Source organism: Bradyrhizobium sp. U531 (assembly GCF_051710265.1).
GTDB lineage: Bacteria > Pseudomonadota > Alphaproteobacteria > Rhizobiales > Xanthobacteraceae > Bradyrhizobium.
The window spans coordinates 2,164,036-2,177,591 of the sequence record NZ_JASVEN010000001.1; the positions used below are offsets into that span (position 1 = coordinate 2,164,036).

Here is a 13,556-nt window from a genome sequence, read left to right on the forward strand (position 1 = left end):
CCCGTCTCGCCGCTTCGCGACGAGCCACCCTCTCCCACAAGGGGAGAGGGAAAAGGGCCGCGCCCCTACTCTGCTGCCTGGCGCACGTGGCGCGCGGTCGGCGTGCGCATCGTCACGAGCTCTTCGGCCGCGGTCGGATGCAGCGCGATGGTCGCGTCGAAATCCGCCTTCGTCGCCTTCATCTTCACGGCAATCGCGACCACCTGCGTCACCTCGGCGGCGCAATCGCCGACGATGTGGCAGCCGAGCACGCGGTCAGTCGAGCCGTCGACGACGAGCTTCATCAGCACGCGGGTATCGCGGCCGGACATCGTCGCCTTGATCGGGCGGAACGTCGTCTTGTAGATGTCGACGTGGCTGAACTGCGCACGTGCTTCCGTCTCGGTGAGACCGACAGTGCCGACTTCCGGCTGCGAGAACACCGCCGTTGGAATGTGCGAATGATCGACCTGCACCGTGCGATTGCCGAACACGGTGTCGGCGAAGGCATGGCCCTCGCGGATCGCGACCGGCGTCAGGTTGAAGCGATGGGTGACGTCGCCGATCGCATAGATGCTGTCGACCGAGCTCTTGGAGAAATGGTCGACGGCGATGCCGCCATTCCTGGGGTTGATGGCGACGCCGGCGTTCTCCAGGCCGAGATTGGCCACGGCCGGGTGGCGGCCGATCGCGAACATCACCTGGTCCGAGGCGATGCTCGATCCGTTCGACAGATGCGTGGTGAATTCCTCGCCGTGGCGATCGACCTTCGCCACCGTGCAGCCGGTGAGAATGGTGATGCCCTGCTTCTCCATCTCAGCTCGAACGTGGGCGCGCACATCCTCGTCGAAACCGCGAAGGATGTTGTCGCCGCGATAGATTACGGTGACGTCGGAACCGAAGCCGGCGAAGATGCCGGCGAATTCCAGCGCGATGTAGCCGCCGCCCTGGATCACGATCCGCTTCGGCAGCTTCTTGAGGTGAAACGCCTCGTTGGAGGAGATCACGTGCTCGATGCCGGGGATCGCAGCGCCATGGTTGGGCGCGCCGCCGGTGGCGATGAGAATGTACTTGGCGGTGATTTTCTTGTCGTCGGCGAGCAGGCGGACGGTGTGCTTGTCCTCGATCACCGCACGGCTCTTGACGATCTGCGCGCCCGACTTCTCGACATTGGTCGTGTAGGCCGCCTCCAGCCGCGCGATCTCCTTGTCCTTGTTGGCGATCAGCGTCGGCCAGTCGAAGCTGGCGGGCGGAACGGTCCAGCCGAAGCCGGCGGCATCCTCGAGCTCGTGGCGGAAATGCGAGCCGATCACGAACAGCTTCTTCGGCACGCAGCCGCGGATCACGCAGGTGCCGCCCATGCGGTACTCTTCCGCGATCATCACGCGGGCGCCATAACCGGCCGCGATGCGGCCGGCGCGCACGCCGCCCGAACCACCACCGATGACGAAGAGGTCGACGTCGAATTCAGCCATTGTCCACTCCGACCCCTTTCAAAGATATCTGATCAGATAATAGCGATCAGATCTCCTTGCCACGCTTGCGCATCTCGGCGCGGAAGGCTCCCATCACGGTCTCGGAGAAGTTCTGGGCCCAGGAGTTCATGAAGGCCATGGACAGGCCGATGGCGCGCGGCTCGGCGTCGATCAGCTTCTTGCCCAGCGGCGACTTGTAGAAGGCGACGAGGTCCTTCAGCTCCTGCTCGGTGAACTCGCTGGCGTAGATCTGCGCCATGCCGTCGCCGATCTCGTTCTGGCGGCCGTTGAGCTGCTGGGCGACGACCTGGGCGACCTCGTTGAGGTCCTTCTGGTAGTTCAGGTTCTGCTGGATCAGCGCGATCTTGGTCTTCTCGACGAGGCCGGGCACGGCGCCCTGATACATCGCGGTGGCGTTCTTGATCTGCAGGATCTCCTTGGCCGCCGCGACGGCCGCGGGCGAGGCCTTCGGCTGGGCGGGCGCCGCCGCGACCTTGGGGGCCGGAGTCGGCTGCTGCGCCAGGGCCGGGACGGCCAATCCAGCAGCGAGGACCACGGCCGGCAACAACTTCAATACGATCTTCATTCCTAGTCTCCTTTCGGCTTGCGCCGTTCAATCACGCGGATTCCTTCGCCACCCGCCAGGACGGCCGAGCTGGCCAAGCCGATGAACAGCCCGTGCTCGACCACGCCCGGAATGGCGCTCAACGCCTCGGCGAGGCTGGCAGGATCCTCGATCCGTCCGAGCTTTGCATCGACGATCCAGTGGCCGCCGTCGGTGACGAAAACGTGGCCGTCCTTGCCGTTGCGGACCGCCATTTGCCCGGAAACGCCGCATTCGGCAAATGCCTTCTCGATCCCACGGCGCGTCGCGCCGAGGCCGAACGGGATGACCTCGATCGGCAGCGGAAACTTGCCGAGCGCCGGCACCCATTTGGTGTCGTCGGCAATCACGATCATGCGATCCGAAGCCGCCGCCACGATCTTCTCGCGCAGCAGCGCGCCGCCGCCGCCCTTGATCAGATTGAGCGCGGGGTCGATCTCGTCGGCGCCGTCGATGGTGATGTCGAGATGGTCGATCTCGTCCAGAGTGGTCAGCGGCACGCCGGAGCGCTCCGCGTCGGCGCGGGTCTGCTCCGAGGTCGGCACGCCGATCACCTTGAGCCCTGCGGCGACGCGCTCGCCGAGCAGCTCGACGAAATGCTTGGCGGTCGAGCCGGAGCCGAGACCGAGCTGCATCCCGTCCCGCACCTCCTCGAGCGCGCGCGCCGCAGCCTGCCGCTTCAACTGGTCCATGTTCACGTGTGCGCCTGCCTTTGAAGTCTCGAACCGGCAGCCGAGCCCGGCCGCTTTCGGCGGCCTATGTAGCCTCGTTTTCCCTCCGAGAACAGGGTCTGGGAACTGGTCTATAAGTTGATCTTATGGCGCCGCCCCTTGCACTGGCGCGACAGGGCCGATAGCGCTGGGACATGACCTCCCCTCACACCATCGTCTTCGATCTCGACGGCACGCTTGTGGATACGGCGCCCGACCTGATCACAGCCCTGAACCATGTGCTCGACCGCGAAGGGTTGCCCCCGGTGCCGATGGCCTCGGCCCGCAACATGATCGGCGCCGGCGCCCGCAAGCTGATCGAGCGCGGGCTGGAAGCGGAGGGCCGCTCCGTCACCCCCGCCGACATGGACCGGATGACCGCGGACTTCATCGCCTATTATGCCGACCATATCGCGGTTGAATCCCGCCCCTTCGAAGGGCTCGAGGCTGCGCTCGACCATTTTTCGGAACAGGGCCATCGGCTGGCGGTCTGCACCAACAAGCTGGAATGGCTGTCCAAGCGCCTCCTGGACCAGCTCGACCTCAGCCGCCGTTTCGCGGCGATCTGCGGCGCGGACACTTTTGGGGTCCAGAAGCCGGATCCGACCATCTTCCGTGAAACCGTGGCGCGGGCGGGCGGGGCCGTCAAAGCCAGCATCATGGTCGGCGATGCCGGAACCGATGTCGGGGTGGCCCGCCGCGCCGGCGTCCCGGTGATCGGGGTCAGCTTCGGCTATACGGACGTGCCGATCGCCGAGCTGAAGCCCGACCGGCTGATCCATCATATGCGCGACCTGCCGGCTGCCGCCAGCAGCCTGATGACCGTATAGCGCCATCAAGATACTGGAATTGCTGAATTATTCGGCGATCACCCGCATTCACCATCGATGACCTATGCGCAGGCCCCCGGTTGCCTGCCCCAAAAGCCGCTCCTAAAGTCCGTGCCGGGCTTATGTGGCGGTTCGTCGCAGTTTTCAGTGGATGGGTCATGCGTCGTGTGATCGCGGTTGCGTTGGCGGCAGGAGGGCTCCTCGGAGCGGCAGGCCTTGGCGGCTGCTCTTCGATGTCCTGGGACATGTTCAAATCGGCCCCGCCCTCCCTTCAGGTCAGGCTCGAATCCAATCCGCCGGGCGCCGACGCCACGACCTCGCTCGGTCCAGGCTGCAAGACCCCCTGCTCGGTCTCGGTTCCCGCTCCCGAGGCTCCCTTCATGGTGGCTTTCGCCCTGCCCAAATACCAACCGGCGAGCGTCCCGGTGAACGTGATCAGGAATCCCGGGGATTTCACCACGCCCGCCTCGGTGACGACGGACCCGAATCCGGTGTTTGCGGAACTCCAGCCGGCCACCCCGCCGAAGCCTGTCCGCAAGCCGCACCGGCCCCGGAAGCCCAAACCGGCCGCAGCCGCGCCCGCCGCAGCCCCGGCTGCCGCCGCACCGGCTGCCGCTCCGGCCGGGGCCTCGCCGTTCCCCGACCCGAACGCCGGCCGGCGCTGATCTACGTATACCACCCGATTGTCCTCGCCGCGTCCGATGCTTAGATTGCGTCCCCAAGCACCGCTGAAGCCAAGGTGCGCCCGTCGCCGTAAGTGACAAGGCCTTTTCCATGAACGGATCTACCGCGCTGTCGACCCCGATGACCGATCCGTTCGGTCGGACCATCAGCTATCTCAGGGTTTCCGTCACCGACCGCTGCGACCTGCGCTGCTTCTACTGCATGTCGGAAGACATGACGTTCCTGCCCAAGGCGAATCTGTTGACGCTGGAGGAGCTCGACCGGCTCTGCTCGGCCTTCATTGCCAAGGGCGTCAAGAAGCTGCGTCTTACCGGCGGCGAGCCGCTGGTCCGGCGCAACGTAATGACGCTGGTACGGTCGTTGTCGCGGCATCTGTCGAGCGGCGCCCTGAACGAGCTGACGCTGACCACCAACGGGACCCAGCTTGCGAAGCACGCCGCCGAGCTCGCCGATTGCGGCGTCCGCCGCATCAACGTCTCGCTCGACACGCTCGATCCCCAGAAGTTTCGCGAGATCACCCGCTGGGGCGAGATCGACAAGGTGCTGGAGGGCATCGAGGCCGCGCGCGCCGCCGGGCTTGCCATCAAGATCAACGCGGTGGCGCTGAAGAACCTCAACGAAGACGAGCTCCCCGACCTGATGCGCTGGGCGCACGGCAAGGGCATGGGCCTGACGCTGATCGAGGTCATGCCGATGGGCGAGATCGGATCGGGTCGGATCGACCAATATCTGCCGCTGTCGCTGGTGCGCGCGCGCCTCGCCCAGCAATTCACCCTGACGGATCTCGCCGAGAGCACCGGCGGCCCGGCGCGCTATGTCAGCGTCGCCGAGACCGGCGGCAAGCTCGGCTTCATCACGCCGATGACCCATAATTTCTGTGAATCCTGCAACCGGGTGCGCATCACCTGCACGGGCACGCTGCACACCTGCCTCGGCCACGAGGATGCCTCGGATTTGCGCAAACCTCTGCGTGCATCCGATGACGATACACTGCTTGCGGATGCGATCGACCGCGCCATCGGCCTCAAGCCCAAGGGCCACGATTTCATCATCGACCGCCGCCACGACCGTCCCAGCGTGTCCAGGCACATGAGCGTCACCGGCGGCTGACATCCGCGGGTTGCGGCCTTATTCCCCTTAACTATCAACAAACTTCCAATTGACTGGCGGCACGGCCGCTGGTTTGGTGCGGCAGCCTCATGCCTGCGCGGCGAGACAAGCCACGCGCCCAATTCGGCGCAGTCAAGACGGCCGGGGCACACCATCGGGGGAGGACCTATCGTTGCAAGCGCTCTTGAAGCTGAGCCAAGGAATTGACGCGTTCACACGCTGGACGGGCAAACGCCTGGCGTGGCTGATCGTGGCCGCCGTCATCATCTCGGCGGTCAACGCGATCGTCCGCAAGGTCTTCGACACCTCCTCCAATTCGTGGCTCGAGCTGCAATGGGTGCTGTTCAGCATCGTGTTCCTGCTCTGCTCGCCCTGGACGCTGCTCGACAACGAGCACATCCGCATCGACATCGTGAACAACACGCTGCCGAAGCCGGTCCGCAACATGATCGACGTGATCGGCCATTTGTTCTTCCTGATTCCGCTGTGCATCGTGATGATCATCACGGGCGTGCCGTTCTTCCAGCGCTCGTTCCACATCAACGAGCAGTCCGGCAACGCCGGCGGCCTGCCGCAATGGCCCGCCAAAGCGCTGATCATGATCGGGTTCGCCTTCCTGCTCGTTCAAGGCATCTCCGAGCTGATCAAGCGGATTGCGGTGATGCGCGGATTGATGCCGGACCCGCATGAGTCCCAGGTCTCGGCGCTCGAGGCCGAGGTCGAGCATCTCGTCGAAGCGATCGAGAAGAAGTAGCCGTTTGGCGACGGTTTAGGGGGTATCATGACCGCATTCATCATCGCCAATCTGGCGCCCATCATGTTCGCGTCGCTGGTCGTCATGCTTTTGCTTGGCTATCCCGCGGCTTTCTCGCTCGGCGCTGTCGGCCTGTTCTACGCCGTCGTCGGCATCGAGCTCGGCGAATTCCGTCCGGACTTCCTCCAGGCTTTGCCGGAGCGGGTCTACGGTGTGATGAACAACGACACGCTGCTCGCCATTCCCTTCTTCACCTTCATGGGGCTGGTGCTGGAACGATCCGGCATGGCCGAGGACCTGCTCGACACCATCGGCCAATTGTTCGGCACCATCCGCGGCGGCCTCGCCTATGCGGTGATCTTCGTCGGCGCGCTGCTCGCCGCGACGACGGGCGTGGTCGCGGCGTCCGTGATCTCGATGGGCCTGATCTCGCTGCCGATCATGCTGCGCTACGGCTATGACCGCCGCGTGGCAGCCGGCGTCATCGCCGCGTCCGGCACGCTCGCGCAGATCATCCCGCCCTCGCTCGTCCTGATCGTGATGGCCGACCAGCTCGGCAAGTCGGTCGGCGACATGTACGAAGGCGCCTTCATTCCGGGCCTCGTGCTCGCCGGCCTCTATGCCGGCTATGCCTTCCTCGTCAGCATGATCTTCCCGAAGGCGACGCCGGGCCTGCCGAAGGAAGCCATCGGCTTCCGCGAGGACAATGGCGACCGCGGCCTGACCTCGCTCGGCATGCTGTTCCTGGCGAGCTGCGTGTTCGGCTGGTTCATGATGCGCAATTCGACCGTGCACGGTGCCGACTACGTCGTGCTCAGCATGTTCTGCGGCATCATCTTCGCCTTCGCCGTCGCCGTCGTGAACTGGGTCATCGACAAGCTCACCGGCTTCCGCTTCCTGTCGAAGATGGCGCAGCAGACCACCTTCGTCATGGTGCCGCCGCTGTTCCTGATCTTCCTGGTGCTCGGCACGATCTTCATCGGCATCGCGACCCCGACCGAGGGCGGCGCGATGGGCGCCGCCGGCGCCCTCATCCTCGGCGCAGCGAAGCGTCGGCTGAGCTGGGACCTGATCCGGCAGGCCACGGAATCGACGGCCAAGCTGTCGGCGTTCGTCGTCTTCATCCTGGTCGGCGCCCGCGTGTTCTCGCTGACCTTCTACGGCGTCAACGGCCACGTCTGGGTCGAGCACCTCTTGACCTCCCTGCCCGGCGGCCAGGTCGGCTTCCTGATCTTCGTCAACGTCTTCGTGTTCGTGCTGGCCTTCTTCCTCGACTTCTTCGAGCTGGCCTTCATCGTGATCCCGCTGCTCGGGCCTGCGGCCGAACATCTCGGCATCGACCTGATCTGGTTCGGCGTCATTCTCGGCGTCAACATGCAGACCTCGTTCATGCATCCGCCGTTCGGCTTCGCGCTGTTCTACCTCCGCTCGGTCGCGCCGAAGGAGCGCTACACCGATCGCGTCACCGGCAAGCGGATGGACCCCGTCACCACGGGGCAGATCTATTGGGGTGCGGTGCCCTTCGTCGTCATCCAGATGATCATGGTCGGCCTCGTGATCACGTTCCCGTCGATGGTGATGCACTACAAGGGCGTGCAGTCGAACATCGATCCCAACACGATCAAGATCGAGGTGCCGCAGATCGAGCTGCCGCCGCTGGATCTCGGACCGCCGTCGAAGTAGCGGCGGACACCCCCCTCACCGTCGTGCTCCGCGCAAGCGGCGCATGACGGGCGGCGTGCGTGACAAGCACCGGAAACGGGGGCATACCGAGCCATCCCTAGCCCATGGATGGCCGCTCATGCTCCGTTCGCACCCTGCCCCCTCGCTCCTTCGCGCATTGACCGCCTCGCTCTGGCTGACCTGTGCGGCAACGATGGTGCGGGCCGAGCCGGTCGCCGATGTTCACGCGCTGGCGCAGAAGGAACAGCAGCCGCTGCTCGACACGCTGCGCGATCTCGTCAACATCGAATCTGGCAGCAAGGACATCGAGGGCCTGAACCAGATCGCCGAGCGCGTCGCGGGTCAGCTCAAGCAGCTCGGCGGCGACGTGGAGATCCTGCAGCCCACCGACATCACCCGCCTCGACGACACGCCCGAGACAATCGGGCCGGCCGTGCACGCCGTATTCAAGGGCACGGGCAGCAAAAAGATCATGCTGATCGCCCATATGGACACGGTGTACCTGAAGGGCATGCTGAAGGACCAGCCGTTCCGCGTCGACGGCGACAAGGCCTACGGTCTCGGCATCGCCGACGACAAGCAGGGTGTCGCGCTCATTCTCCACACCGTGGCCCTGCTGCAGAAGCTGAGCTTCAGAGATTACGGCACGCTCACGGTGCTGACGAACGGCGACGAGGAGATCTCCTCCCCCGGCTGGCGCAGCACCATCACCAAATTCGCATCCGATCAGGACGCGGTGTTCTCGTTCGAGGGCGGCGGCACCGACGGCTTGCTGCGCCTCGCAACTAGCGGCATCGGCTCGGCCTATCTCACCGTGCACGGCAAGTCCTCGCATGCGGGCGCAAGGCCCGAGGGCGGCGTGAACGCGCTGTACGAGCTTTCGCACCAGGTGCTGCAGATGAAGGACCTGTCTAAGCCCGAGCAGGGCCTGAAGCTGAACTGGACGGTCTCCAAGTCGGGCACCAACCGCAACGTGATCCCCGCGGAGGCCACGGCCCAGGCCGATGCGCGCGCGCTCAAGGTGTCCGACTTCGACGCGTTGCAGAAGGCGCTGCAAGACAAGATCAAGAACCGCCTGCTGCCCGATTCCAAGGTCGACCTGAAGTTCGAGGTGCGCCGCCCACCGCTCGAAGCCCACGAGGCCTCGCGCCAGGTCGCCGCCCACGGCAAGTCGATCTATGCGGAACTCGGAATGACCCTCAGGGTCGACGAGCGGGCGACCGGCGGCGGCACCGACGCCGCTTTCGCCGCGCTCAGGACCAAGGGCGCGGTGGTGGAAGGCATGGGCCTGTCGGGCTTCGGCGCGCATTCCAACGATGCCGAATATGTGCAGGTGGGCAGCATCGTGCCGCGGCTGTATCTGGCCACGCGCATGATCATGGATGTGTCGAGCGGCAAGCTGAAATAGTGGCGCCCTCGCCGCGCTCGGCCCTCAGCTCGATCGAGAGCGGAGACCGTTCGTCAGACCGAAAGCGGCTAGCCGAAGTCGATCGGGCTCTGGTAGCGTGAACCTCTCGGCATTCGAGGGGGGATAATCGGATGGGAGCAGTAGAACGCGCGTCGTTCGTCGTCATCTTCGCAGGTTTGGTGGGCTTCGTACTGGGAGCAGCCGCACTTGGATATGGAGCCCTGGTGCTCGGCTTCTCGCTTCTTGCTCATGCACCGGGAGGCATTCACAGTGATTGGACTTACCTCGTCTTCATGGGAACGCTTGTGTGCCTCGGTCTGGGCGGAGTTGCAGGAGGCAGAGGAGCCGCCCATCTTGCCAAGTCGTGGGGTGGCCAGACACGTAACCACTCCGATTAGTCGGCGATGAAATAGCGGCTCCGGGTCAAAACGGACCTCGCGTGTTTCTCGCCCTTCAAGGGTGTGAACACTCCCGTCGAGGCCGCAGCGCCTTCAGGAACTCGATCGGTCCGTCATCACGACTTCCGGACCGCGTCCGTGGACATTCCCTGCGCGTTTCCAATAGTATCGTCCCATTATACGTGGGGGCGATATGAGATCATTGCTTTTTCTGACCGTTGTCCTTGTCCTTCAAAACGTCTCGCCGGCCCGCTCGGAGACAGACGCCGAGCGCATTGTTCATCGCGAAGGCAGGGCTCTCTTCGACGAAGGGCACGTCGCCTACAAAGCCAATGACTACAAGGCAGCGCTCAGGAAATTCCAGCAATCCAGGATCAAATACGTCTCGCTTCGATTGCCCGATGATATCGAGAAATGCGACAGGGCGATTTACGCTGCCGCTTGCATGGATCGCATCGACGAAAAGAATCTCAGTCAGCTCAAGGAACTGGTCGCCGAGCCAGCGGACAAGCCGAAATCCAACGACCCCTATGTCGGCGCGTGCCTGCCCTTTCCGGATCTGGCAAAAAAGGTGAAGGCGAATATTGCGGGGCTCGAGGGGCAGCGGTGAGGCCGAGCGAAGCTGCAGGTCGCGCGAGTCGAGAGACAGACCGACGGTCCGATCTCTTCAGGTCGACGCCGAGCCAGCCAGCCGAAACCGCAGCGTGAACTCGGCTCCGCCTTCGGGAAGATTCACCACCGCGATCGTCGCGGCATGGTCGTCCGCCACCGCGCGCACGATGGAAAGCCCGAGGCCGGCGCCGTCGCTGCGCTGGCGGTCGGCGCGCCAGAAGCGCTGGAAGATCAGCTCGCGCTCGGCCTCCGCGATGCCCGGGCCGCAATCGCGCACCCGCATCGAGCCGTCCTCGCGCACCTCGACGTCCACCGACGTATTCGTTGCGGTGAACTTGATAGCGTTTTCGGCGAGGTTGAAGATCGCGCGCTGCAGCATCTCCGCATTGCCGTGAATCAGCACCGGCGCGTCGGTGCCCTTCAGCGCGATGTCCTTGTGCTTGGCGATCGCGAACGGCGCGATCGCGGCGACCACATCGGCGCAGACGGCGCGCAGATCCGCGGTCTCGCCGGGATCAAGCACCAGGGTGTCGAGCTCAGCGATCTCCAGGAGCTGGGCGACGATGCGGCTCATGGCCTCGATGTCGGCATGCAGCGCCTGCCGCGCCGCGCGATCGTCGAGCGTCTCGATCCGCGTGCGCAGGATCGCGAGCGGCGTGCGCAGCTGATGCGCGGCGTCCGCCGTGAATTGCCGCTGCACCCGGAAGCCGTCCTCGAGCCGGTCGAGCGCCTGGTTGACGGCGGTGACCAGCGGCAGGATCTCGCGCGGAATCTGCTCGGTCGGCAGGCGGATGTCGGTGCGCGCCGGGCCGATATTGCTCGCCTTCTCGGATGCCTTCCACAGCGGCGCGATGGCCCGGCGGAAGATAATGATGTCGGTGGCGAGCAGGATCAACAGGATCGGGATCGTGATCCACCCCACGCGGCGGAAGAAATTCGAGACGATGTCGTCGATGATGACGTCGCGGTGCGCGAGGTCCTCGGCGACCTGGATCCGCACCGTCTTGCCGTCGATATCGCGCGTGACCGTGGCGCCGGAAATGCTCTCCGACAGGCGCGTTGCCGCAGGCGCGGAACGCCGGTGCGAGGAGAACAGCAGGCGGCCGTCGGCATCGCGAATGTCGTACTGATAGCGGCCATAGGCGTCCGAATAGAGGCCCCTGAGGCTGTCGGGCAGATTGAACGTCAACATCCCGTCCGGCTGTACGACGATGCGCTCCGCCAGCACTTCGGCCTGGGCACGCATGGCGTCGCGATGCAGCTGGTCGATCTCGGAATTGAGCAGCCAGAACAGCACCAGCGGCAGGAAGATCGCGACCACCGCGACCGCCAGGATATGCAGGAACACGATGCGCCAGATCAGCGACTTGAAGGTCGGCGACCTCCCATACGATCCGGCTTGGGACCCCGCGCTGGATCCGATCCGCGCCACGCTATTTCTCCACGTCCATGAGATAGCCGACACCGCGGATGGTATGGATCACGACCTTGGCGCCGTGTTCGGCGAGCTGCTTGCGCAGCCGCGAGACATAGACCTCGACCGCGTTGGAGGCGACCTCGCCGTCCAGCCCGAAGATGTGGTCCTCGACGTTCTTCTTCGGCACCACCCGCCCCTGCCGGCGCAAGAGGATCTCGAGCACCGAGGTCTCGCGCGCGGAGATGATCCGCGGCTGGTCGTCGACGAAAATCTGCCGGCTCTCGGTGTCGTAGACGAGATTGGCCAGGCTAAGCGAGCGGCCGAGCAGCTGGCCGGGCCGGCGCAGGATCGCCTCCAGCCGCGCGATCAGCTCCTCCATCGCGAACGGTTTTGCGAGATAGTCGTCGGCCCCGCTGCGCAGGCCGTTGACGCGGTCCTGCAGGCCGCCGCGCGCCGTCAGCACCAGCACGGGGAGCGGCTCCATCTTGAGGCGCAGCTCGCGCAGCACCGACAGGCCGTCGCCGTCGGGCAGCCCGAGATCGAGGATCATCGCGGCATAGCTGACGCTGCTGACCGCCTCGCGCGCCTCGGCCGCGCTGCCCACGATGTCGCTCTGGTAGCCGGCCGCCGCCAGTCCGCCCGCGACGAGCCGCGACAGCTCGGCATTGTCCTCGACGATCAGAAGGCGCATTGCAGTCCCGCGGAAATAGCCAGATCAGTGCACGGCTCGCGCCGCATTCTCGCTGTCTTCCATCATTCGCCCGGTTTCAGCCAGCAAAAAGGCAGGCTTTGCCTGCCTTTTCGTGCTTTGTCAGTTTCGTGTAAGCCGGCGGACGGACGCCAGGCCTGCTCACCGGGGGCACCGCCGCTCGATCAGGAACGTGCTGCCGGTCGCACCGGCAAACATGCACGCGACTGCGAGGATGCTCACGGGCAGCGAGATCAGGCCATGCTCGTAGGCGTTGATGGCAACGGAGCCAAATGTCAGCCAGCCCCCCGTCATGATGAAGCTCGCGGCAGCTTGCAGGACCGCCCACGCGTGACCGGCTCGTTATTCAGGAATGTCAGCAGCACTGGCCCGGCCGTCAGTGCAAGCGTGAAGACCCAGGCAAGGATCAGCGTCGGGACGTGGAAGAGATCGATCAGGCTCGCGGACAAGGCAGGCACCTTTAAGCATCCCGGGTTTGACGTTATCCGCCGGAATGAGGTTCAAGGGCGATTGCGCCGCGGCCGGGAAGCTCTTTTCAGGTGCGCCCCTCGAAATAGGTGCACAGCTGGCTCGTCTCCTTCGGGGAGATCGCTTTACGAAACAGCCGGCACTTGAAGTGAGGGTCTTTGCCCTCCCCGCTCTCGACCAGAAAAACGCATTGACCGCACACGTCCGTATGATGACGGCGCTCGGCAACATCGAGCCCAACGAGGACGCGGCGAAGCGTATCGCGCAGCCGAGATCGATCGCAGCTCTCGAGGGCCACGATCTGATCGCCCAGGGCGTTGATCGGATCGCGCTTCAGAAACTTCTCGCCTTCGGCCGTGACACATAGCGTGATCGAGCGCTTGTCCTCTGCCGAGGGCTTGCGGACCACCAATCCCTTGTCGAGGAGCACGGCGGTAATCTGAGACGCGCCGCCGCGCGTCGTCCCCAGAAAGCCGGCGAGCGCCGTCGGCGTCCGCGACAGCCTGTTTGCGAGAGCCAGAAAGCGCAAGGCCATCCATTCGCGGTCGCTGAGGCCGGACCGCGTGCCTTCGAACAGCCAGCTGCCGGCCGATTGCACGAGGAGTTGTACGATTTCAGTTGATATGCTCAGCAATAATGCCGACGGAAAACGGCCGTTCGCATCGCGATCAGGGGATCGAGATGTTGCCGCATTTGGTGAATGCTGAATGTTGGT

At 64.7% G+C, this 13,556-nt stretch carries 15 protein-coding genes; 7 read left to right on the top strand and 8 right to left on the bottom strand.

Going from position 1 to position 13,556, the window contains the following annotated elements; all coding sequences use genetic code 11:
- Nucleotides 1-65: 65 nt before the first annotated feature.
- The 3 genes from gor to rpiA are packed head-to-tail and all read right to left on the bottom strand — an operon-like array spanning nucleotide 66 to nucleotide 2,756.
- A complete protein-coding gene (gene gor, locus QRQ56_RS10660) occupies nucleotides 66-1,454 on the bottom strand; it encodes a glutathione-disulfide reductase (protein WP_438739632.1) in 1,389 nt (462 codons plus the stop codon).
- Nucleotides 1,455-1,500: 46 nt separating this feature from the next.
- Nucleotides 1,501-2,040 (bottom strand): DUF2059 domain-containing protein, encoded by a 540-nt coding sequence (locus tag QRQ56_RS10665; RefSeq protein WP_438739633.1) that lies wholly within the window; start codon nucleotides 2,038-2,040, stop codon nucleotides 1,501-1,503.
- Nucleotides 2,041-2,042: 2 nt separating this feature from the next.
- Nucleotides 2,043-2,756: a ribose-5-phosphate isomerase RpiA gene (rpiA, locus tag QRQ56_RS10670; RefSeq protein ID WP_438739635.1), complete on the bottom strand. Its 714-nt coding sequence runs from the start codon at nucleotides 2,754-2,756 to the stop codon at nucleotides 2,043-2,045.
- A 167-nt stretch (nucleotides 2,757-2,923) separates the two neighbouring features.
- On the opposite strand from rpiA, the gene QRQ56_RS10675 reads away from it, so the two are divergent.
- The 7 genes from QRQ56_RS10675 (at nucleotide 2,924) to QRQ56_RS10705 (ending at nucleotide 10,245) form a co-directional block, all read left to right on the top strand.
- Complete coding sequence (locus tag QRQ56_RS10675) at nucleotides 2,924-3,598, top strand: HAD-IA family hydrolase (RefSeq protein ID WP_438739636.1); 675 nt, start codon at nucleotides 2,924-2,926, stop codon at nucleotides 3,596-3,598.
- A 158-nt stretch (nucleotides 3,599-3,756) separates the two neighbouring features.
- The gene (locus tag QRQ56_RS10680; protein WP_438739638.1) at nucleotides 3,757-4,263 is read left to right on the top strand and encodes a hypothetical protein; all 507 of its coding nucleotides are present in this window, start codon (nucleotides 3,757-3,759) and stop codon (nucleotides 4,261-4,263) included.
- 109 nt (nucleotides 4,264-4,372) lie between these two features.
- Nucleotides 4,373-5,392: a GTP 3',8-cyclase MoaA gene (gene moaA / locus QRQ56_RS10685; protein WP_438739640.1), complete on the top strand. Its 1,020-nt coding sequence runs from the start codon at nucleotides 4,373-4,375 to the stop codon at nucleotides 5,390-5,392.
- 172 nt (nucleotides 5,393-5,564) lie between these two features.
- Complete coding sequence (locus QRQ56_RS10690; RefSeq protein WP_438739641.1) at nucleotides 5,565-6,146, top strand: TRAP transporter small permease subunit; 582 nt, start codon at nucleotides 5,565-5,567, stop codon at nucleotides 6,144-6,146.
- Between the two features lie 27 nt (nucleotides 6,147-6,173).
- On the top strand, nucleotides 6,174-7,829 hold the full coding sequence (locus QRQ56_RS10695) for a TRAP transporter large permease (protein ID WP_438739643.1): 1,656 nt from the start codon (nucleotides 6,174-6,176) through the stop codon (nucleotides 7,827-7,829).
- A gap of 118 nt (nucleotides 7,830-7,947) precedes the next feature.
- Entirely contained in the window at nucleotides 7,948-9,237 is a 1,290-nt protein-coding gene (locus tag QRQ56_RS10700) for a M20/M25/M40 family metallo-hydrolase (protein WP_438739645.1), read from the top strand.
- A gap of 600 nt (nucleotides 9,238-9,837) precedes the next feature.
- Nucleotides 9,838-10,245 (top strand): hypothetical protein, encoded by a 408-nt coding sequence (locus QRQ56_RS10705; RefSeq protein WP_438739647.1) that lies wholly within the window; start codon nucleotides 9,838-9,840, stop codon nucleotides 10,243-10,245.
- A 57-nt stretch (nucleotides 10,246-10,302) separates the two neighbouring features.
- On the opposite strand, the gene QRQ56_RS10710 is transcribed toward QRQ56_RS10705, so the two are convergent.
- From QRQ56_RS10710 to QRQ56_RS10730, 5 genes are all read right to left on the bottom strand, one after another.
- Nucleotides 10,303-11,679: an ATP-binding protein gene (locus tag QRQ56_RS10710; RefSeq protein WP_438739649.1), complete on the bottom strand. Its 1,377-nt coding sequence runs from the start codon at nucleotides 11,677-11,679 to the stop codon at nucleotides 10,303-10,305.
- A gap of 1 nt (nucleotide 11,680) precedes the next feature.
- A complete protein-coding gene (locus QRQ56_RS10715) occupies nucleotides 11,681-12,355 on the bottom strand; it encodes a response regulator transcription factor (protein ID WP_438739651.1) in 675 nt (224 codons plus the stop codon).
- A gap of 159 nt (nucleotides 12,356-12,514) precedes the next feature.
- Nucleotides 12,515-12,667, bottom strand: coding sequence for a hypothetical protein (locus QRQ56_RS10720; RefSeq protein WP_438739652.1), 153 nt, complete (start codon nucleotides 12,665-12,667; stop codon nucleotides 12,515-12,517).
- Nucleotides 12,664-12,831, bottom strand: a complete 168-nt coding sequence (locus tag QRQ56_RS10725; protein ID WP_438739654.1) for a hypothetical protein — start codon at nucleotides 12,829-12,831, stop codon at nucleotides 12,664-12,666. The genes QRQ56_RS10720 and QRQ56_RS10725 overlap by 4 nt, the downstream gene beginning before the upstream one ends.
- A gap of 77 nt (nucleotides 12,832-12,908) precedes the next feature.
- Entirely contained in the window at nucleotides 12,909-13,439 is a 531-nt protein-coding gene (locus QRQ56_RS10730) for a MarR family winged helix-turn-helix transcriptional regulator (protein WP_438740153.1), read from the bottom strand.
- Nucleotides 13,440-13,556 lie beyond the last annotated feature (117 nt).